Here is a 21,348-nt window from a genome sequence, read left to right as displayed (position 1 = left end):
TTGTCATGGCGTTCTTACGTCCTGAAGCGATAGTTCTGGGAGCTTGGGTGACCTGCACGGCGTGAGTGACTGGTCAGTATAAGCCCCCCTCTGCCCGCACGTCTGCTGACTTGCGGTTTACATGTGCGTTTCCATCTGGCATGGTGGAAGCCTCAGTGTTTCGCGCACGCCGGCCCCCCCGGGTCGTGGGTGTTGTCGACCCCTGCATGTTTCCCGGAGGAATCCATGGCTGAATATCTGTCCCCAGGCGTTTACATCGAAGAGTCCCAGAGCGGTCCCCGGCCGATTGAGGGCATCAGCACGACCACGGCGGCCTTTGTGGGCTTCGCGCCCAACGGCCCGGCCAACACGCCCGTGTTCATCGCCAACTGGCAGCAGTTCAAAGAAACGTTCGGCACCCTGGATGCCAGCGGCACGCGCAACCCGTTCATGGACGGCGCGTACCTGGCCCAGAGCGTCTATGCGTTCTTCAACAACGGCGGCACGCGCTGCTACGTGGTGCGTCTGGTGCCCCAACAGGGGGACGCTGGCAAGCGCACGGTGGAAGCCGCCCGCCCGCTGCAGCTGCCCTCGCGCGCCAGCAAGGCCGTGCCCAGCCTAAGCATCGTGGCCAAGGACGGCCGCCAGAGCGACATTCAAATTGAAGTGCTGGCGCCCGATCCGGTCAAGGCCCAGGACGGCGCTGCCAAGGGCAAGGACGCCAAGGGCCCCCAGGACCCCGAAGAGGGCCCGGACGGCCTGTTCACCCTGAAAGTTACCCGCAACGACGTCACCGAAACCTTCCCCAACGTGTCCATCGGCAAGAAGCACCCGCGCGCCGTGGCCGAAGTGGTGAACAAGGAAAGCACCCTGATCACCATTGAGGAAGCCAGCAGCGCCGGCCCCCTGGTGGAGCGCGCCCCCGAGCCCGGCAGCTACGTGCTGCAGGCCGACAGCAACGTCATCGAGCAGCGCCGCGAGATGAAGGGCCAGGACTTCGTGGGCAGCGTGGACGGCCGCAGCGGGATCGAGAGCCTGGAAATCGCCGAAGAAGTGAGCATGATCGCCGTGCCCGACCTGATGAGCGCCTATCAGGCCGGCATGATCAACGCCGACGGCGTCAAGGCCGTGCAGCGCGCCCTGATTGACCACTGCGAGCGCAACGCCAACCGCATTGCCCTGCTGGATACCCTGCCGGACATGACCCCGCAGCAGGCCCTGAAGTGGCGCACGGTGGACACCAACTTCGACTCCAGCTACGCCGCCATGTACTACCCCTGGGTCAAGATTGAAGGTCCGGACGGCGCGCCGATGGTGGTGCCCCCCAGCGGCTTTGTCGCCGGCATCTACGCCCGCAACGACGTGGAGCGCGGCGTGCACAAGGCGCCGGCCAACGAAACCGTGCGCGGCATCCTGGGGCCGGCCATTCAGGTCACCAAGAGCGAGCAAGACATCCTGAACCCTGTGGGCGTGAACTGCATCCGCGAGTTCCCCGGCATGGGCGTGCGCGTGTGGGGCGCCCGGACGCTGTCCAGCAACGCCCAGTGGCGCTACGTGCCGGTGCGCCGCCTGTTCAACTACGTGGAAAAGAGCATTGAGCGCGGCACCCAGTGGGCCGTGTTCGAGCCCAACGACGAGAACCTGTGGTTCCGTATCCGCCGCGACATCAACTCCTTCCTGACCAGCGTGTGGCGCGACGGCGCCCTGTTCGGCAACACCGCCCGCGAAGCCTTCTACGTGAAGTGCGACAGCGAACTGAATCCGCCCGAACTGCGTGACCGTGGCGTCCTGCAGATCGAGATTGGGCTGGCCCCGGTCAAACCCGCCGAGTTCATCGTGTTCCGCTTCAGCCAGTACGCTGGCGGCGGACAGTAAGCGCCGCGAGGCGTTACACTGTTCCCGTCACGGTCTGAAATCCGCCCCTCTCTCCACATCTCTTTCCCGGAGGTACAGTCATGACCGCAACAACCCGTAAAGACCCCTTGGTGGCCGCCTACTTCAGCCTGCAGTTCGACAACAAGGTTGTGGGCGCGTTCCGTGAAGTCACCGGCCTGGGCAGCGAGTCCCAGGTGGTGGAATACCGCGCTACCGACGACAAGGGTCGCCCTGTGCTGATCCGCGAAGCCGGCACGATGAAGTACAACGACATCGTGCTCAAGCGCGGCATCACCGACGACATGGACATGTGGACCTGGCGTCAGCAGGTGGAAGAGGGCAAGATGGACGAAGCCCGCCGCAGCGGCACCATCACCCTGTACAACCAGGCCGGCCAGCCTATCGCCGCCTGGACCTTCGAGCGCGCGTGGCCCAGCAAGCTCAACGGCCCCACCTACGACGCCAAGAGCAACGAGGTCGCCATTGAAGAGCTGACCATCACGCACGAAGGCTACAAACGCGTTCCCGTCGGCGGCTAAGCCCGCCTTCCGGACTGAAGCGTGAACGAGCTTCCCTTCATGCTGCCCGTCGGACTGTTTACGTCCGACGGGCAGGTTCACCGCAGCGGCGTGATGCGGCTGGCCACAGCCCTGGACGAGATTGAACCGCTGGGCGACGCGCGGGTTCAGCACAACGAGGCGTACTACAGCCTGTTGCTGCTGGCCCGGGTGGTGACCCGCCTGGGGCCTTTTTCGCCGGTGACCCCGGAGACACTGGCCGTGCTGCCCGCCGCCGACTTTGCCCACCTTCAGGCGCTGTATGCCCATATGAACGCGGCGTTGCCCGTGAACTGGGCGGCTCCGGCTGGACCGAGCGCGCCCGCCGCCGTCACTGGCACCGTCGAAACCGAGTGCCCACACTGCGGGGCGCTGCTGGAACTTGACCTGGGCCAGGAGGCCAATCCGGCATGAGCAGTGCGCCGCCTCCTGCCCGGCCAAGCGGTTCGGCTGTGCCTGTGGGCAACCGCGCGCCCCAGCAGGTTCCGGGCCTGGATCTGGAGGAACTCACGCGGCGGGTGTACCTTCTGCTTCTGGAAGACCTGCGCCTGGAGCGCGCCCGCCGCACCGGAGGTCAGTAGATGACTGTGAAGATGGCAACCAGCGCGCACTACAGCCGGGCCGGCGCAGGCGCGTCTCTGAGCGCCTCGGCCACGGTAGGCGCCGGCGGCTTTTCCGCCTCGGCCAATGTGAGCGCGTACGTGCGCGCGCAGGTCAAGCAGCCTCCGGTGCCCACCACACCGCAGAAAGCGGCGTACAACATTCTGTCGAACCACCGCTACCATGTGGCGATTGACGGTCTGGAGCACGCGGCCTTCAACGAGGTCAGCGGCCTGCAGATCGAAACCGAGACCATGGATTTCATTGAGGGTGGGGTCAATGACCGGGTCCTGCGGCTGCCGGTGCGCAGCAAAATGGGCAATATCACCCTGAAACGCGGCGTGGTGGCCGGCCAGCAGTTGCTCGAATGGTACCTGAGTGTCGTCAACGGTTACCTGGACGTGCGCAACGTCACCATCGTTGTGTACCACCCCAACGGCAGCGTGCTGGTGCGCTTTGAACTGTTGCAGGCCTATCCCGTGAAGTGGAGCGGCCCCCAGTTTGCGGGCAGTGGCGACGCCGTGGCTGTCGAAACCCTGGAACTGGCCCACGCCGGTTTTCTGCAAATCAGCCGCTGAGCGCGGGGACCTCCCTCCTATCTTGGTCCCCGCTGGGTCACCCGCGCGGCGACCGAGAGGAGTTTTGTGAGCATCTTTGACGAGCGGCTCCGCCGCCTGAAACACGCTTCCCGTATGGCCGTCACGCAGCAGGACCCTGTCACGCGTGCGGCTCCCACGTCCCCCTTCAGTCCCTCCGGCGGGTGGGCCCCTCAGCCGCTGGCAACGACCACCCAGGCCAAACCTCGCCGGGTGGTCGCCCGCGTCTTGGCCGTCCCGGAGCCGGTGTCCGCAACGGCGGACCCCTTCGCCGCCGCTTTACCCCTGGGGAACGGCCGCCCGCCGGTCCCTACGCCAGCCGCTGCCCTGCCCCCAAGCCCGGCGCCCTCTGCACCAGCGCCCCAGGGGCTCGTTCCCCAGGGCCCAGAAAGACCGGCCATGCCGTCGCCTGCACCCACCGCGCCCAGTGCGCCGGTGGCGGCCCCGGTGGCCGAAACGTGGCCAGCGCCCGACCCCTACGGTGACGCCGATGAGGTGCTGGCTGCTGGCCTGCTCACCGCGCCGCCGCCCCAGGGCCTGCCACCTGCTCCCCGGCCCGAGTTTGAGCCTCCGGCGCCGGTCAGCGCTCCGCCCCGGCGCACGCCGTCGTTTCGGGAGACGATGGCCCTGAACCAGAATGCAGAGGCGGGCGCAACGGGTGATCGCCCGTTGGCCGCCGAGCCAGCGCCGAGCCCCGCTCCACTGGGGCGCCCCGAACCTGAGCGGGCGCCCGTGACCACGCAACGGGCAGCAGATGAGGGCCGCCCACACCGCGATGAGCCAGCACCAGCCCCCGCCAGCGCGCCCGAACCGCTGGCGGCTCGCCCCACCCTCCCCGCGCCCGAGGTGCCCAGCGAGCGTGAAGCCCTTGCCGCGCAGGGGCCCAGCGAAGGTGCTGCCCCACAGGTGCCCCCAGTTCAGCCTTCCGCCCAGCGGTCGGCCGAGTCGGCGCCCCCGGTGACACCAGCAGAGCCCCCACGTGAGCCTGTGACGGCCACGCCGGAGACGGTGGCCCCAGCGCCAGCGGTCGCAACAGCTGAGGTGACCCCCGAGCCCGTTGACGACACGCCAGTGGAGACGGAGCCAGCGGAACCCGCTGCCGCGTCAGAGCCCAGCCCGGAAGAGCTGCGGGCTGCCCAGGAACAGGAGCGCCGGGAACTGGAGGCGCTGCTGCGCGCGCAGAACAGCGATGTGCCGGTGCGCCTGCCCCGCCGCCCCCGCCCGACGGTGCCGCCTCGCCCCCAGACCCCGCCCCCAGTTGAGACCAAGGCCGCGCCAATCATCGCGCCCGAGACGTCTCAGAGCCTGCTGTCGCGCCTGAACCGCTATGCGGAGATGGAAGCCAACGGCGAGCTGAGCCCGTCCATGATTCCGATTCATGAGCTGCTGGATTGGAAGGACCACAACCCCGAGCAGAATGCGGCTGAAGCGAGCGCTGAGCCCGAAGCCCCGGTCACCAGCGCTGAGGGAGCGCCCGCAGCGGCACCCACCCCCGCTCCTTTGCCGGGTGCGCTGCCCGGCGGCCCCACCCGGATCAAGGCCCGGGCCAGCCGCGCGGGCCATAACAAGGAAGCCCGGTCGGCGCCCACCCGGCGCCGGGGCGAGGCCACCGAGGCCGACGAAGAACCAGACACAGCCCCTCCACGGGGAGGGTCACCGCCCAGCCCGCTGGCACCAGACGCGCCTGCGGCCCTGCTGACGCCAGCAGCACCAGAGATAGAGGCTGTTACGCCCACAGCCCAGGCGGTTCGGCTACCCGAGCCGCGTAACGAGCAGCCCCGAACCACGGTGGTTCCTGAACAGGCGAGCACTTCGCCAGCAGAGGCTCCGCCTCAACCCGCTCAGGCAGTGCCGAACCCACAGGTCGCACGCCCCCGGAACCCGGATGGGCCAAATGCCGCACCCGTTCTGCCACAAGGTCCAAGACCAGAGGCGCGTTCGGCGGCTCCGATTGAACCAGCTCCTGTGGCTGTGCCAACGCCTTCCCTGACCCCTGCCCTGGAAACGCCACAGGCTGCTCAGGGGCTGGCGGTTCCTGCGGTGCAGCGCTCCAGCGTTCCTGCCGAGGAGGGACGCGAGCCCCCTGCCGCTCCAGTCGCGGTGCCCCCAACGCTTCCCACGGCCTTGCCTGCAGAGGCGGTTCAGCCGTCGTTGCGGCCCACTTTGCCGCAGGAGGTGGCGCCAGACACTGAGTCCAGTCCCCAGCTCCCGGCAGCAGCACCGGTACCCAGGCCAGCGGTCACTCCGCCTGCAGCCCCTGCGCCAGTCATGCCTCCCCCGGCCGAGCCGCGCACTGTGGAGGCCCTGCAGCGCCAGAGGCAAGCCGCACCCGCTCTGGCTGACAAGGCCCCTTCTGAGCCCGCCCCGGTGCTTCCCACACCCGTCGGCCAGAGCCCGGCCGCCACTGTCCCAGAAGTAGCCACGCCCGTGGATCGTGCGACGGTCCAGAGTGAGCCAGCTGCCCCCCAGGCTGACGAGGCCGCTGCTCAGCCTGCCCCAATCCTTTCTAATCCCCTCCTTCAAAGCCCGGCTGACACCGTTCCAGAGGTAGCCAGACCCGTGGACCGTGCGACGGCCCAGCGTGCCCCAGGTGCGCCAGAGCGTGCGCCTTCAAGCAACGCGCCTCTGAGCGACACGCTGGCGCCGGCCAACCTGCCCCAGCCCGTGGCTCCACACCTGCAGCCAGCAGCGGCCCTTCCTGCACCGACGCCACCTGCAGAAGTGCCCGGCCTTCTCCCAGCTGTGCAGCGTCAGCCAGAGCCGGCCACCGCTGGACCCGTGCCCGAGCACGCTTTCCCTGAGACCCTGGTGGCGCCGACCGCGCCGACGGTAACGCCCCCTGCAGCGCGCCCGGCTCCTGAGGCACCGACGGCTTCCGAGCCGCTGCTGACCCAGCCAAGGCCAGTGCCTGTGCTAGACAAGCAGCCAGAGCCAACAAGCACCGGGCCAATGCCCGTGCGCCCAGATCTGAGCCCGCCGGCCCCCGTGGCCCCGCCAGCGCTGACGGAAGCGGCGCCAGAGCGCGCGGTGCAATCCCCTGTCAGCCCCCGCCCGCCCAGCGAGCCTGCTGCGGGCCTGCACTCCAGCTCCTCCTCTCCCCTGCCCAGGCCCACGCTGCCGGTCGCTATGCCCAGCCCGGCCCAGCTTGGCCGACCAGCCGCCGAGCCAGCAACGGAGCCGGCCTTCGTGGTGCCCAGCGAACCCACGGTTCAGCCTGTGCTGGGCCCGGAAAGCCTTGCTGCACCCGTGGCGGCCCCAGTGCTTCCAGTTGTTCCTGCAACGATCCTGCCGACGCTGGCCCAGCCGCCCGCGCCTGCCGAGCGTCCGGTGGCTGCAGCCGAGCCGACTTCTGTGGTGGACACCACCAGTCTCGCCGCTGGCCCAGTGCTTGCCGCGCCAGCACCGGTCGTTCGGCCCCCCGCTCCCCTTGCGGTTCAGCGGCAACTTGCCCCACAAGTGCCGCAAGTTGCTCCTGAGCCCAGCTCTGTGAACGAGGCAGCCCATGAGCGGCTTCTGGCCCCTCCCCTGCCGCCCACGCCACCTGTGGCCCCAGTCCGGCCGGATCTGGCTTCCCGCGCTGATGAAGGGCTGCCGCTGCTCCCCCTCCCCGCCCCTTGGGCCACGCCTAAGGAGCCGTCACTCCCGATCCCCGGAACACCCTGGACGGCCCCACGGGCTGATAGCCGGAGCTTTGAGCCTCCAATCGTGGCTCTGCCGCCAGAACGCGCCGGGGCGACCTCTGCTGCAAACCCCAGCCTCACCCCAGAACGTCCCACCGCCCCCCTGCCGGAAAGGGTGGACCCAGTCGTTCCTTCTGCGCCTGCCGCATGGGCTGGCGAGGAAGGCGCCCCTCAGAGCCTGCCGCTCCCCGTGCCTCCGTACGTGGCGACACCGGAACTTCCGGCTGTGCCCGTGCCTGTTCTGCCGCAGGACGTGGCGCAGGTTGCCCCACTTGCTCCCCTCAGCCCTGGTGCTGCAGATGTGCCACAGGCGGGGCCCCAGCAGCGCCCAGCCGGACCCGTTGCAGACGAGCAGGCTGCTCCTTCATCACCAGTCGCGGCGCCCATGACACCGGCACCGGCGGAAGCGGTACAGCCCATCCCGCCAGCGGGTCCCCTTCCTACCGCTGCGCCGCAAGCGGTTCGCCCGGACGGCGCCCCGGCCGAACTGGCCCCCAGCCCTCAGGTGCAGCGGCCGGTGTCTCCTGCGGCTGAGCCTGGGCTTGCCCCCCTACCGCCCGTGACGGGACCAGCACCTGCGCCACTGCTGCGCGCGGTGGATGACGGGCGTCCAGACACCGCGCGCCCGGTGGCGCCGCCCACCCAGGCCCCTCGCGGGGTGTCGCGGCTGGAGAATCCGGCGCCCACCCTGCCGCGTCCGACCCTGCCCAACCGCCTGGGGGTACCGCGTACGCCCCGCACACCGGACCCTCTGCGCCCGCAGGACAGCACCGCGTTGGAAACCGCCCTGGAAACGGCGCTGAGCCGAGACGGGCACGGCCAGCCACTGGCGCCCAGCGCGCGCGCGGCCCTGGCCCAGACACTGGGGCGCGCGGTGGACGACGTGCGCGTGGTGCAGAACGTGCATGTGCCGGCCGCCCTGAAGGAGGCCCGCGCCGACGGCCTGACCGTGGGCCGCACAGTGTTCCTGTCGCCGGACACCCGCCTGGAAACCCCAGCTGGGCTGGCGCTGGCCGCCCACGAAGCCACCCACGCCATCCGGCACAGCGAGCCGAGCTTCGTGCCGCAGGTGCTCCGGCGCACCGGGGCCGCACCTACTGCCCACGACGAGGAAGCCGTGGCCCTAGGGACCGAACACGCTGTCGTGCGGGAGCAAGCCCCAGTGCCTGGAGCTGCGCCGGCTTCCGCCCAGAACGCTCCACGCCTGCCGGGACTGCCTGCCCCCTGGGAACCCATGCCGCGCTGGGACGACCCCGAGCCGGCCCGGCCTATTCAATCGGCTCCAGCCTCACCACCGCCCGCTCCTCTGCCGGCGGCCCCGCCGCCCAACCCCACGGTCCCGGCCTGGGCCCACGCAGCGGCCAGCGACCGCCCGGCGCCGGCCAGCCCTGCCCCAGCGGCCGCATCTGGCTCGCCAGCGGTAGGTCGCCGGGCCGCCACCCCAGCGCAGGTGGACCTCGATCAGGTGGCGCGCGAGGTTTACGCCCGGTTGCGCGACCGCCTGGGAGATGAACTGCGGCGGTTGTAAACGGAAAGATTCCAGGGGCGACGGAGAATGGAACCTCCGTCGCCCCTGGTGTTGGTAGGGCCGCTTTATTCGCCCGGGGGGGAAGGCGGGCCACCGGGCAGGCTGAAGCTGAAGGTGGACCCCTCGCCCTCCACGCTCTCGGCCCAGATGCGGCCGCCGTGGCGCGTCACGATGCGCTTGACGATGGCCAGCCCCACCCCGTGCCCCGGCGCTTCGGTATGCAGGCGCTGGAACACGGCGAACAGGCGGTGGCCGTAGGTCATGTCGAAGCCCAGGCCATTGTCCCGCACATGCACGGTCTGTTCGTGCTCGCCCGCTTCGGTCCAGAGTTCAATGTGGGGCGTACGGGCCGGGTGGGCGTACTTCAGGGCGTTCGTGAGCAGGTTGGTCAGCACCTGTCGTACACCCAGCAGGTCGCCACAGACGGTGCCCAGGTCGCGCACCTCCCAGGTGGCGGCGTCGGCGCCGGGCAGTTCAGCGATGATCTCCTGCACCAGCCGGGGCAATTCGATGGTCTGTGGGCGCAGTTCGCTGCGGCCGGTGCGGGCAAAGTCCAGCAGGCCGTCAATCAGGGCCTCCATCTTTACGGCGCCGTCCTGAATAATGCGCAGATACCGCTGCCCGGGGTCGCCCAGGCGCTCGCCGCTGGAGCGGGCTAGCAGGTCGGCAAACGAGCCAATGTGCCGCAGCGGCGTGCGCAGGTCGTGCGAGATGGAATAGGCGTAGGCTTCCAGCTCGCTGTTCACGTCCTCCAGTTCGGCGGTGCGTTCGCGCACCCGGGCCTCCAGGGACGCGTTCAGGGCGTGCAGCTGGGCTTCCATCTGCTTGCGGTAGGTCACGTCCTGGCTGGTGGCCACGAAGTGCGTGATGCGCCCGGCCTCGTCACGGATGGGCGTGATGGTTTTTTCTTCGTGGTATTCGCCGCCGTCCTTGCGCCGGTTGATGAACTCGCCCCGGAACACCTCGCCGCCCAGCAGCGTGCGCCACAGCCCTTCGAAAAAGACCGCGTCCTGCCGCCCGGCGTTCAGCAGGGCCGGGGTCTGGCCCAGGGCTTCCTCGGCCGCGTAGCCAGTCACGCGCTCGAAGGCGCTGTTCACGTACTCGATCACGCCGTCGCGGTTGGTGATCATGACGGGGTCGGCCGACTGGGCGATGGCGCCCCACAGTTTGGCGAGTTCGTGCTGGGCCTGCCGGCTTTCCAATTCGCGCAGCCGCCGCTCGTGGGCCTGCACGGTCAGGGTTTTAAGGTGCAGTTCCACGAACACGTTCACCTTGGCGCGCAGCACCTCGGAGCGCACCGGGGAATAGATGAAGTCCACCGCCCCCAGAGTGTAGCCGCCCAGCATGTCGGCCTCGGCGCGGTCGTGGGCGGTCACGAAGATGATCGGGGTGGTTTCGGTCTGGCGGCGGCTGCGGATCAGGCGGGCGGTTTCAAAGCCGTCCATATCCGGCATCTGCACGTCCAGCAGAATCACCGCGAACTCGCCGGTGAGCAGATGGCGCAGGGCCTCGCGGCCCGAGGCCACCATCACCACCTCCTGGCCCAGCGGCTCCAGCGCGGCGGCCAGTCCCAGGCGCTTGCTGTCCTGGTCATCCACGATCAGGATGCGGGCGCGCGGCACAGCCAGCGGCAAGGTGCCGGGCATCAGCCCACCCGCCGGTACAGCTTCTCGGCCAGATTCAGCGGTTCAAAGCGCACCGCCTGCGGGCTGAAATCCAGGCTTTCGTGGTGCCCCAGGCCCAGCACCCCGAAAGGCATCAGGCTTTCCCAAAGCAGGGCCTGCACGTGGTCCTGCAGTGGCCGGGTGAAGTAGATCATCACGTTGCGGCACAGAATCAGGTGAAACTCGTTGAACGACGAATCGGTGGCGAGGTTGTGCTGGCCCCAGATGATGGGCTGGCGCAGGAACGCCTTCACCCGCGCGTGCCCGTACTGCTGGGTGAAGTAGTCCCCGAACTCCGCCTGCCCACCAGACAGGTGGTAATTGTCCTCATAGGCCGCCAGCTTGCCCAGCGGGTAGATGCCCTGGCGGGCCTGCTGCAACGCCGGGGCGTGCATGTCCGTGGCGTACAGGCGGCTGCGGTCCAGCAGCCCCGCCTCGTGCAGCAGAATCGCCAGCGAATACACTTCTTCGCCCGTGGAGCAGCCCGCGTGCCACACCCGCACGAACGGATGGGTGCGCAGCAGCGGCAGCACCTGTTCGCGCAGCGCCCGGAAGAAGGTGGGGTCGCGGAACATCTCGGTCACGTTGATGGCCAGCGTTTCGCGCAGCCGCTGCATGGCCGCCGCGTCGTGCAGCGCCCGCGCCTGCAGCGCGCTGATGCTCTCCAGACCCTCTTCGGCCACCGCGTGCAGCACCCGGCGGCGGATGGTGGCGGTGGTGTAGGCCCGGAAATCGTGCCCGGTGGCGCGGTACACGGCTTCCAGCAGCAGCGACAACTCGATGTCCTGCAGGGGTTCTCTGGGGAACTCGCCGCTCACTTCGAGAGCCACACCCGCAGCAGCGACAGCAGTTGCGCGGTGTTCACCGGCTTACTGATGTAGTCGCTGGCCCCGGATTCAATGGACTGCTCGCGGTCGCCGGGCATGGCCTTGGCGGTCAGCGAGATGATGGGCAGGGCGGTGTAGGCCGGGTTGCGGCGGATCAGGCGCGTGGTTTCGTAGCCGTCGAGTTCCGGCATCATCACGTCCATCAGCACCAGGTCAATGTCGTCATGGGCGTCCAGGGCGGCCAGGGCTTCGCGGCCGTTCTCGGCGGTCACGATTTGCATCTGGTGGCGCTCCAGCACCGCCGTCAGCGCAAAGATGTTGCGGATATCGTCGTCCACCAGCAGCACCTTCTTGCCGTGCAGCTCGGGTTCCTGCTGCCGGGCGCCGGCCAGGATCTGGCGTTTGCCTTCGGGCAGCGTGGCTTCCACGCGGTGCAGGAAGAGGGTCACCTCGTCCAGCAGCCGCTCGGGCGAGCGCACGTCTTTCACGATGATGGACTTGGCCGCCTTGCGCAGCTGCGTCTCCTGGGCGCGCGTGAGGTCCTGGGCGGTGTACACGATGATCGGAATGGCCCGGTAGGCGGGCGTTTCATTCAGGTTGGTCATCAGGTCAAAGCCGCTCATGTCGGGCAGGTGCAGGTCCAGCACAATGCAGTCGAAGGGCGCGCCCTGCAGGGCCTCCAGCGCCGCCGCGCCCGTGGTGACCGACACCGTTTCCACATCGGTGTCGCCAATCAGCTCTTCGAGGCTCTGGCGCTGCAGTTCGTCGTCTTCCACGATCAGCACGCGCTTGACCCGGCGGGCCAGGAAGGCTTCAAGGTTGGTGAACACCTCGGTCAGCTGCTGGCGGTTGCCTGCCTTGGTGGTGTGGTCCAGCGCGCCCAGCTTGCGGCTGACGATGCTGGGTTCCTGCCCGGAGATGATGTGCACCGGAATGTGCCGGGTCTGGGGGTCGTGCTTCAGGGCGTCTAGCACCGCCCAGCCGTTGGTGTCGGGCAGCGTGAGGTCCAGGGTGACGGCTGCCGGGCGGTAGGTCTGCGCGAGGTGCAGCGCCTGATCGCCGCGCGCCGCCACCAGGCCCATGAAGCCGCGTTCGTGTGCCAAGTCCAGCAGCACGCCCGCATAGGCCGGGTCGTCCTCCACGATCAGCAGGATACGGTCGCCGGGTTGCAGCGCGGCGCGGTCATCCTGAATCACTGTGGCCTCGGGGGCCGCCTGCTCGGCGCTGGCCTGCCCACTACCGAACTGCCCATTGCCGAACTGCCCATTGCTGGCCTGCCCACTGCCGAATTGCACCGGCGCGGCCTGGAGGCCAGCAGGGGCACCCACTGGCAGGGCGCGGGGCGCGCGCAATTCCGGCGGGGCCTGGAAGCGCAGCGGCAGGTACAGGGTAAAGCGGCTGCCCTGGCCCGGCGTGCTCTCTAGGGTGATTTCGCCGCCCAGAATGCGCGCCAGTTCGCGGCTGATCGCCAGCCCCAGGCCGGTGCCGCCGTACTTGCGGCTGGTGGAGCCGTCGGCCTGCTGGAAGGCCTCGAAGATCAGGCGCTGCTTGTCAGCGGCGATGCCAATGCCGGTGTCCGACACGCGGAAGGCCACCACGCCGGCCGCACTGTTCAGCGCTGTCTGGTCGGGGCTCCAACCGCGCCGCACCGGCTCGACGTCCAGGGCCACGTGCCCTTCCGCCGTGAACTTGAAGGCGTTGGACAGCAGGTTTTTCAGAATCTGCAGCAGGCGGGTGTCGTCGGTGTACAGGCTGGCGGGCAGCTGTGGGCTGAAGTCCAGACGCAGTTCCACGCCCTTTTCTGCCGCGAGGTGCGCGAAGGTGGTTTCCACCGCCTCGCGGATGCGCGCAAAGGTCACCTGCGTGGGGTCGGCGTTCACGGTACCGGACTCGATCTTCGAGAGGTCCAGGATGTCGTTGATGAGGTTCAGCAGGTCGTTGCCGGCCGCAAAGATGGTCTTGGCGTAGGCCTTCTGCTGATCCGACAGGTTGCCCTGCGGGTCCTCGCGCAGCTGCCCGGCCAGCAGCAGCAGGCTGTTCAGCGGCGTGCGCAGCTCGTGGCTCATGTTCGCCAGGAACTCGCTCTTGTACTTGCTGGTCAGGGCCAGCTGGGCCGCCTTTTCTTCCAGGGCGTGGCGGGCCGATTCCACCTGCCGGTTCTTGTCTTCCACCTCGCGGTTCTGGTCGGCCAGCAGGCGGGCTTTTTCTTCCAGTTCCTCGTTGGTCTGGCGCAATTCTTCCTGCTGGCTCTGCAGTTCCTGGGCCATGCTCTGCGACTGGCGCAGCAGCGTTTCCGTGCGCATGGTGGCCTGAATGGTGTTCAGCACGATCCCCACCGATTCCGTGAACTGCTCCAGGAAGCTCAGGTGGGTGGCGCTGAAGGTTTCAAAGGACGCCATTTCAATGACCGCCTTGGTCTGCCCTTCAAAGACCACCGGCAGCACCACGATGGTGCGCGGCGCGCTGGCCCCCAGCCCGGAGTTGATCTGCACGTAGTCGTCGGGCACATGGGTCAGGACGATCATTTCCTGTTCCAGCGCGGCCTGCCCCACCAGCCCCTCGCCCAGCGCAAAGCGGTTGGTCAGCCCCTTGCGCTCGCGGTAGGCGTAGCTGGCCTGCAGCTGCAGGGTGGTGGTGTCCTCGTCCATGGTGTAAAAGACGCCGTGGCGGGCCTTCACCAGCGGCGCCAGCTCCGAGAGGATCAGGCGGCTGACGGTCAGCAGGTCGCGCTGGCCCTGCAGCATCCGGGTGAACTTGGCGAGGTTGGTTTTCAGCCAGTCCTGCTCGGTGTTCTTCTCGGTGGTCTCGCGCAGGTTGACGATCATCTCGTTGATGTTGTCTTTCAGCGCGTCCAGCTCGCCCCGCGCGTCCAGGTTGATGGAGCGGGTCAGGTCGCCGGCCGTCACGGCGGTGGCCACATCGGCAATGGCACGCACCTGGGTGGTCAGGTTGGCCGCCAGCTGGTTCACGTTGTCGGTGAGGTCCTTCCAGGTGCCGCTGGCGCCGGGCACGCTGGCCTGCCCGCCCAGGCGGCCTTCCACGCCCACCTCGCGCGCCACGCCGGTCACCTGCTGGGCAAAGGTCGCCAGCGTCTCGATCATGGAGTTGATGGTTTCGGCCAGCTCGGCAATCTCGCCCTTGGCTTCCAGGGTCAGGGTCTTTTTCAGGTCGCCGTTCGCCACCGCCGTCACCACGCGGGCAATACCGCGCACCTGCCCGGTGAGGTTGGACGCCATAGAGTTCACGTTCTCCGTGAGGTCCTTCCAGGTGCCGCCCACGCCGGGCACGTTGGCCTGCCCGCCCAGCTTGCCCTCGGTGCCCACCTCGCGCGCCACACGCGTGACTTCGCTGGCAAAGGCATTCAGCTGGTCCACCATGATGTTCACGGTGTTTTTCAGGTCCAGAATCTCGCCCTTCACGTCCACTGTGATCTTTTTACTCAGGTCCCCGTTCGCCACCGCTGTGGTCACGAAGGCGATGTTGCGCACCTGATCCGTGAGGTTCGACGCCATGAAGTTCACGTTGTCGGTGAGGTCTTTCCAGGTCCCCGCCACGCCGCGCACATCGGCTTGGCCGCCCAGCTTGCCCTCGGTGCCCACCTCGCGGGCCACGCGGGTCACTTCGCTGGCAAAGGCGTTCAGCTGGTCCACCATCGTGTTCACGGTGTTTTTCAGGTCCAGAATCTCGCCCTTCACGTCCACCGTGATCTTCTTGCTCAGGTCGCCGTTCGCCACCGCTGTGGTCACGAAGGCGATGTTGCGCACCTGATCGGTGAGGTTCGAGGCCATGGAATTCACGTTTTCCGTGAGGTCCTTCCAGGTGCCGCCCACGCCCACCACCTGCGCCTGCCCGCCCAGTTTGCCCTCAGTGCCCACCTCGCGGGCCACGCGGGTCACCTCGCCCGCAAAGGCGTTCAGCTGGTCCACCATCGTGTTGATGGTGTTCTTCAGGTCCAGAATCTCGCCCCGGGCGTCCACGGTGATTTTCTTGCTCAGGTCACCATTCGCCACCGCCGTCGTCACGTCCGCAATGTTGCGCACCTGCCCGGTCAGGTTGTTCGCCATGAAGTTCACGTTGTCGGTGAGGTCTTTCCAGGTGCCGCCCACGCCGCGCACATCGGCCTGACCGCCCAGACGGCCCTCGGTACCCACCTCGCGGGCCACGCGCGTCACTTCGCTGGCGAAGGCGTTCAGCTGGTCCACCATGGTGTTGATGGTGTTTTTCAGCTCCAGAATCTCGCCCCGGGCGTCCACGGTGATCTTGCGGCTCAGGTCGCCGTTCGCCACGGCCGTGGTCACATCGGCAATGTTGCGCACCTGCCCGGTGAGATTGTTCGCCATGAAGTTCACGTTCTCGGTGAGGTCGCGCCACACGCCACCCACGCCTTCCACGTTGGCTTGCCCGCCCAGTTTGCCTTCGGTGCCCACCTCGCGCGCCACGCGGGTCACCTCGCCGGCGAAGGCGTTGAGCTGCGCCACCATGGTGTTCAGGGTGGTCACGATCTGCAGGAACTGGCCCTGCATGGGGCGGCCGTTGACCTCGGTGGCCATCGTCTGGGTCAGGTCGCCGTGGGCCACGGCGGTGACCACGCGGGTCATTTCGGTGGTGGGCCAGACCAGATCGTCCACCAGATCGTTCACGTTCTCGATCAGGGCGGCCCAGCTGCCGGTGGTGGTGCCCAGCGGAATGCGCTGCTTGGTGTTGCCTTCCTTTCCCACCGTCGCACCCACCCGGGCCACGTCCTGGGCGATACGCGCGCTTTCTTCCACGAGGTCGTTAAAGGTTTCGGCAATGCGCCCCTCAATGCCCTCCCAGGTGAGGGGCAGCCGGGCGCTGAAATCCCCGCGCCGGTACGCGCTGAGGGCCTGCAGGATGGCCTGGGCGTCCAGGCGGTCAGAGGCGGCGGTCACAGGGAGGTCCTGCCAGAAACAGCGTGGAAGGGTACGGAAAAGAGGCGCAACTGGGCCATGTCCGGGTCAGGATAGCGGCCCCGTTCCCCCAGTAAGAAGGCGACAGACACCTTCATACAGTGTTCATGTGATGGACGAGGGTCGGGGGGAGCTCGGCCTGAAGAGTTCAGCCCGCTCAAACTCGCCCCCCAGCGGGCATAGACAGGCGCAGCCACACACACCAATGCCCGGAATTCCACCTGCTTTTCGGCCTGACTGCCATGAAGATTGAGCAGAGAATCGCCGCGCCCGCACCAGGGTCCTCCTTCAGCGGCAGATGGCCCGGCTGACATCGCCAGGCTCAAGAGCTTCCCCTGGCCCTTCACGCCCATGCAACGGGACCCGGAGCGGGGGATACTTCCCCCTCCTCCGGGCCGCGTGGCCGCCCTGCTCAGTCCTGGCTTTTACTTCAGGCCACTGTCAATCGCCTTGGCCAGCGTGCCCTGGGCGTCGTCGCCGTCCAGCGCCCAGGCCATCGCGCCGCCCAGGCCTTTCTGCTTGATGTAGGCCATCTTGGTGGCGATCACTTCGGGGTCGTCGTAGCTCCAGAAATTGGTGCCGTCGTACTTCCACATCTGCTTGGTCACGGGATCGCGGTACACGGTGCCGGGGGCATTCTTCAGCACCTTGTAGTCCTCAATGCCCGCCTCGTAGGTGCCGCGCGCTGGGCCCGTGGCCGACTGGTACAGGCCGTTGTTGGCCCCCGGCACGCCGGTCCAGCCGCGCCCGTAGAAGGGCACCCCGATCACCAGTTTGTTGGCCGGCACACCCGCGTTCAGGAACGCCTGCACAGCGGTGTCCACCGAGTAGTTCTTGACCACGCCCGTGCCGGGGTCGTTGGGACTGGGGTACAGGTTGGAGTGGAAATTGGTGGGCCCGGTGGCGTCCCAGGCGCCACGGAAGTCATAGGTCATGATGTTGATCCAGTCCACGGCATTCTTGTAGGCGGCGGGGTCCTGGTTGGCGATCTTGTCTGGCCCGCCGGGCGCCGCGATGGTCAGCAGCAGCCCCGGCTTGTAGGCGTCGAGCTGACGGCGGAATTCCTGCAGCAGCAGCGTGAAGTTCTGCTTGTCCTGCGGGCTGACGCCGTTGGTGGGCAGGCCGCCGCCACCGGGGTATTCCCAGTCAATATCAATGCCGTCGAACACGCCCGCCGCTGCGCCGGGGCCGCCCGCACCGTCCGAGAGCGGCAGGTTGCCCTTGATGTACACGTCGATGCACGAGCTCACCAGCGCCTTGCGCGAGGCGTCCGTCATGGAAGCGGCGCTGAAGTGCTTGCTCCAGGTCCAGCCACCCAGCGAGATCAGGGCCTTGATGTTGGGGTACTTGGCCTTGAGCTTCTTGATCTGGTTGAAGTTGCCCTTCAGCGGCTGGTCCCAGCGGTCGGCCACGCCGTCCACACTGGTGGCGGCGTCAAAGCCCTTGCCATAGTCCGCAAAGGCGTCGCCACCGTCGCCGTTGCCGGTTTCGGCGCGGGTCACGATGTTGCAGCGGTAGGTGCCGTTCTCGTTGTAGATGTTGCCGAAAGCGTAGTTGATGTGGGTCAGGGTGGCGGCGGTGCCGCTGGTGTCAATGTTCTTGACCTGATAGTTGCGCCCGTAGATGCCCCATTGGGCGAAGTAGGCGATCTTCTTGAACCCGCTGGGAGGGGGAGGTGGGGGCGGCGGGGTGGTGCCGGAGATGTTGACAGTGACCGAGGCCGAAGCCGACCTGGTATTGCCCGCTGCATCAAATGCTTTGGCCGTGTACGTCCGCGTGCCGTTGTTCGCACTGCTGACCGGCTCCGTGGCCGTATACGGCGCCGTCGTATCGGTACTGAGCAAGGTCGAGCCCTGATAGAACTCCACCTTCGTCACCCCCACGTTATCGCTCGCCGCCGCACTCAGCGATACCGTGCCGGCACTCGTCACCGTGCTGGGACTGGCGGTCAGGCTCACCGTGGGCGCGGTGGTATCACCCGTCGGCGGTGGGGTGGTGGCGCCACTGCAACTGGCGCCGTTGAGGGTACAGGTGTTGACGCCGCTCAGTTGACCGGTGCCGTCGTAGCCGATGGTGACACTGCCGCCGGCGGGAATGGTGGCGCCGCCCCAGCTGTTGGGGGTGATGGTGTACAGCCCCGTGCTGTCCCTGGTGATGCTGCCCCCGGCACCCCAGACCGAACTGCCCGCACTGGCATTGCCATTGAACTTGAACTTCAGGGTCCAGCCGGTGATGGGGGTGGGGCCGGGATTGCGCAGGGTGATGCGGCCCGTGAAGCCCGTGTCCCACGCCCCCGTGCTGTCAAACGTCGCTGTTAGCCCCGTCGCCTGGGCCCGGAGGGTGGCGGCGCTGCTCATAGCGGTGGGCGACTCCCGGCCACAGGCCCCCAGGGCGAGGCTCACAGCGAGTAGGGCGGTCAAACGAGCGGCAGTCTTGTACATACCTCACCTCATCGGGTCAAGCGGGAATGACGGCTCTGGAGACAGGTTGTTTGAACAGTCGCATCATGCAAATCTTTTTTCAAACTGTCAAGTGTCGGGAAGAATTTTTTTCAAAAGCGTCAAGGGAGGGTCAGGGCCAACCATCCCAGGGCGCGCGCCCGTACAGCCAGAACACAGCTGCTTTTTGACCCATTCAAAGGCGAGCGTTACGGTAGGCACGGGATCAAGGGCCCGTCCCTACTCCCTCTCTACCCCCATTGAAAATGAATCCCCCTATTTTCGGAAACTTGACAAAAATAATTTTCAGTTTCAAGATACCTTCATCAACCCCACCGCCGACCCAGGCCAAGGAGGCCCATGAGTCAGACGCTTTCCCGCCCGGCCCACACCCAGGGCGCCATCAGCCGCATTCGGCTGCATGCCCATAGCCTATCCCCGTCGCTAAAACAGGTCGCTGACCACGTGCTGCGCGACGCCGAAACCGTGATCCACCAGACCATCACCGAACTCGCCGCCTCGGCTGGCGTGGGCGAAGCCACCATCACCCGCCTGTGCCGCAAGCTGGACTTCGCCGGTTTTCACGCCTTCAAGATCGCCCTGGCCGCCGACGTGGCCGGGCGCGACAGCAGCACCCAGACCGCCGACACCGATCTGACCGGCCACACCGCCCGACTGGTCAAGCAGAGCACCCTGACCCTGGACGACACCGGCCGTCTGCTGGACCCCGACGTGATTGAGGCCGTGGCGAGCCAGCTGGCCCGCGCGCCCCGGGTGGACATTACGGGGCAGGGCAACTCGGGGCTGGTGGCGCAACTGTTCGCCCACCGCCTGCTGCGCCTGGGGATTACCGCCGTGGCCTACACCGACCCGCACGTGGCGGCCGTGAGTATCTCCACCCTACCCCGGGGCGGCGTGGTGATCGGCCTGACCAGTTCCGGCAGCACCATCGACACCGTGCAGCACCTGCGCCTGGCCCAGAGCCACGGCCACTACACCGTTGCCATTACCCACCGGGCCAGTTCGCCCGTGACCCGCTACGCCAGCAAAGTCCTGTTTACATCCCGCCAGGAGGAACCGCTGACCGACGCCGTACTGGACACCCTGATCTCGCAGACGCTGGTGCTGGAAGTGCTGTATGCCGGCCTGCTCTCGCGCCGCCCCGAAGCCGCCGCCGTGCTGCGCGTGACCGCTGAAAGCGTGGTGGAAAAGAAGTACTAGCCCCCCACTTCTGCTGGTTCCCACGTCCCAATAAGGAGAAACGCCATGAAACGAGCCCTGAGCATCCTGACCCTGAGCCTTGGTATGACCGCCCTGTCCAGCGCAAACGCCCAGACCACCGTGACCTTCTGGACGTGGTATCTGAGCCCCAAGTTCGACAACTACATCAAGACCACGATTGCCGCCTTTGAAAAGGCCAACCCCGGGATCAAGGTGCAGTGGTTCGACAAGCAGGACTCGATGGTGCAGGACTTTATTGCCAGCGTGAACCTGGGCAACGCCCCGGACGTGGTGAACCTGAACATTGACGAAACCCAGAAGGCCGCCCAGAACGGCTTCCTACGTGCGGTGAGCGACTTTACCCCCACGGCCACCCTGAACCGCACCTTCTACGCCCAGAGCCTGCGCAACTTCACCACCGGCGGCAAGGTCTACGCCTACCCCTGGTACGGCTGGATCAACGAAGGCGTGCTGGTCTACAACCCTGAACTGCTGCAGAAGGCCGGCCTGAGCCGCGCGCCGCGTTCCAGCAGCGAAATGCTGACCTACGCCAAGACCATCAAGGACAAGACCGGCGCCTACGGCTGGGTGCCCGCGCTGAAAGACCCCAACACGGCCTCGTTCCTGGGCTTCTTCTACGCCGAGGGCCTGCCCATCTACGGCGCCGACGGCAGGGCCGTGTTCAATAGCCCGCGCCACGCCGCGCTGCTGAACCAGTACGTGACCCTGTTCCGGGGCGGGTACATTCCCGAAGACGCGGTGCGCCGCGAAGCCTTCCAGCTGGCCACCGAACTGTACGCGCAAAACCGCGTGGCCATGATCGTGGGCGGCCCCCAGGCCCTGACCCGCATCAAGGACACCAACCCCGGCCTGTACGCCAAGACTGTGGTGACCGGCGCCCCCGTGGGCCCAGCCAACGTGCAGACCGGCGGCAGCATGGCCCTGGTGATTCCCCGGGCCAGCAAGAACCCAGAAGCCGCTGCCAAGCTGGCCGCCTTCTTCACCAACAACGCCAACCAGCTGGCCTTTGCCAAGGTGGTGCCGGTAGTGCCCACCACTCTGGGTGCTCAGAGCGCTGCGCAGTTCAAGGTAACCAGCCAGGACCCCATCGCCAAGGCCACCGGTCTGGTGGGCGCCTCGGGCCGCTTTATCAACCCCGGCTACAAGGCGCCCGGCAACAGCGATGACCTGTACAAGAACTTCAACGACAACATTGAAGCCGCGCTGCTGGGCCGTAAATCCGCGCAGCAGGCCCTGAACGACGCCGCCGCCTACTGGAACGCCAACATGAAGAAGTGAGGGTGCAGGGCGCGGGGGCACCAGATCTTCTGGCCCCCACCCCACGCCCGCTCCCCACAGTGACTGGCCCGCTCGAGCTTCCGGGCGGGCCCGCTTGCTTCTTCCTGGCACCACGCGCCGTCTGGCGGCCCGGCCGCCTCCAGCCCTCCTCTCCCC

Annotated in this window: 12 protein-coding genes; 8 read left to right on the top strand and 4 right to left on the bottom strand. The window is 67.4% G+C overall.

Features of this window, described 5'->3' with window-relative positions:
* Positions 1-225 precede the first annotated feature (225 nt).
* The 6 genes from KMW22_RS14275 to KMW22_RS14250 all read left to right on the top strand — a co-directional run bounded on the left by KMW22_RS14275 (position 226) and on the right by KMW22_RS14250 (position 8,815).
* Positions 226-1,854 carry a phage tail sheath family protein gene (locus tag KMW22_RS14275; protein WP_221090720.1) on the top strand — a complete coding sequence of 543 codons (1,629 nt, stop codon included), beginning with the start codon at positions 226-228 and terminating at the stop codon, positions 1,852-1,854.
* Between the two features lie 80 nt (positions 1,855-1,934).
* The gene (locus KMW22_RS14270; protein WP_221090719.1) at positions 1,935-2,393 is read left to right on the top strand and encodes a phage tail protein; all 459 of its coding nucleotides are present in this window, start codon (positions 1,935-1,937) and stop codon (positions 2,391-2,393) included.
* Positions 2,394-2,414: 21 nt separating this feature from the next.
* Positions 2,415-2,825, top strand: a complete 411-nt coding sequence (locus KMW22_RS14265; RefSeq protein ID WP_221090718.1) for a hypothetical protein — start codon at positions 2,415-2,417, stop codon at positions 2,823-2,825.
* Positions 2,822-2,992 carry a hypothetical protein gene (locus tag KMW22_RS14260; protein ID WP_221090717.1) on the top strand — a complete coding sequence of 57 codons (171 nt, stop codon included), beginning with the start codon at positions 2,822-2,824 and terminating at the stop codon, positions 2,990-2,992. The genes KMW22_RS14265 and KMW22_RS14260 overlap by 4 nt, the downstream gene beginning before the upstream one ends.
* On the top strand, positions 2,993-3,589 hold the full coding sequence (locus tag KMW22_RS14255; protein ID WP_235692981.1) for a phage tail protein: 597 nt from the start codon (positions 2,993-2,995) through the stop codon (positions 3,587-3,589). It begins immediately after the preceding gene.
* Between the two features lie 4,257 nt (positions 3,590-7,846).
* A complete protein-coding gene (locus KMW22_RS14250) occupies positions 7,847-8,815 on the top strand; it encodes an eCIS core domain-containing protein (RefSeq protein ID WP_221090716.1) in 969 nt (322 codons plus the stop codon).
* Between the two features lie 65 nt (positions 8,816-8,880).
* Here the strand turns inward: KMW22_RS14250 and KMW22_RS14245 are convergent, their stop codons facing one another.
* From KMW22_RS14245 to KMW22_RS14230, 4 genes are all read right to left on the bottom strand, one after another.
* Positions 8,881-10,461 (bottom strand): sensor histidine kinase, encoded by a 1,581-nt coding sequence (locus tag KMW22_RS14245; RefSeq protein ID WP_221090715.1) that lies wholly within the window; start codon positions 10,459-10,461, stop codon positions 8,881-8,883.
* A complete protein-coding gene (locus tag KMW22_RS14240; RefSeq protein ID WP_328774712.1) occupies positions 10,461-11,309 on the bottom strand; it encodes a CheR family methyltransferase in 849 nt (282 codons plus the stop codon). Before KMW22_RS14240 ends, KMW22_RS14245 begins: the two co-directional genes overlap by 1 nt.
* A complete protein-coding gene (locus KMW22_RS14235) occupies positions 11,294-16,216 on the bottom strand; it encodes a response regulator (protein ID WP_221090714.1) in 4,923 nt (1,640 codons plus the stop codon). The genes KMW22_RS14240 and KMW22_RS14235 overlap by 16 nt, the downstream gene beginning before the upstream one ends.
* A gap of 443 nt (positions 16,217-16,659) precedes the next feature.
* The gene (locus KMW22_RS14230; protein WP_235692979.1) at positions 16,660-18,675 is read right to left on the bottom strand and encodes a glycosyl hydrolase family 18 protein; all 2,016 of its coding nucleotides are present in this window, start codon (positions 18,673-18,675) and stop codon (positions 16,660-16,662) included.
* A 357-nt stretch (positions 18,676-19,032) separates the two neighbouring features.
* On the opposite strand from KMW22_RS14230, the gene KMW22_RS14225 reads away from it, so the two are divergent.
* Together KMW22_RS14225 and KMW22_RS14220 are read left to right on the top strand one after the other, a co-directional pair.
* Positions 19,033-19,893, top strand: a complete 861-nt coding sequence (locus tag KMW22_RS14225; RefSeq protein WP_221090713.1) for a MurR/RpiR family transcriptional regulator — start codon at positions 19,033-19,035, stop codon at positions 19,891-19,893.
* Positions 19,894-19,938: 45 nt separating this feature from the next.
* Positions 19,939-21,192: an ABC transporter substrate-binding protein gene (locus tag KMW22_RS14220; RefSeq protein WP_221090712.1), complete on the top strand. Its 1,254-nt coding sequence runs from the start codon at positions 19,939-19,941 to the stop codon at positions 21,190-21,192.
* Positions 21,193-21,348 lie beyond the last annotated feature (156 nt).

The organism is Deinococcus aquaedulcis (assembly GCF_019693445.1).
In the GTDB taxonomy this organism is placed as follows: Bacteria; Deinococcota; Deinococci; order Deinococcales; family Deinococcaceae; genus Deinococcus; species Deinococcus aquaedulcis.
This window is presented reverse-complemented; position numbering and strand designations above follow the sequence as displayed.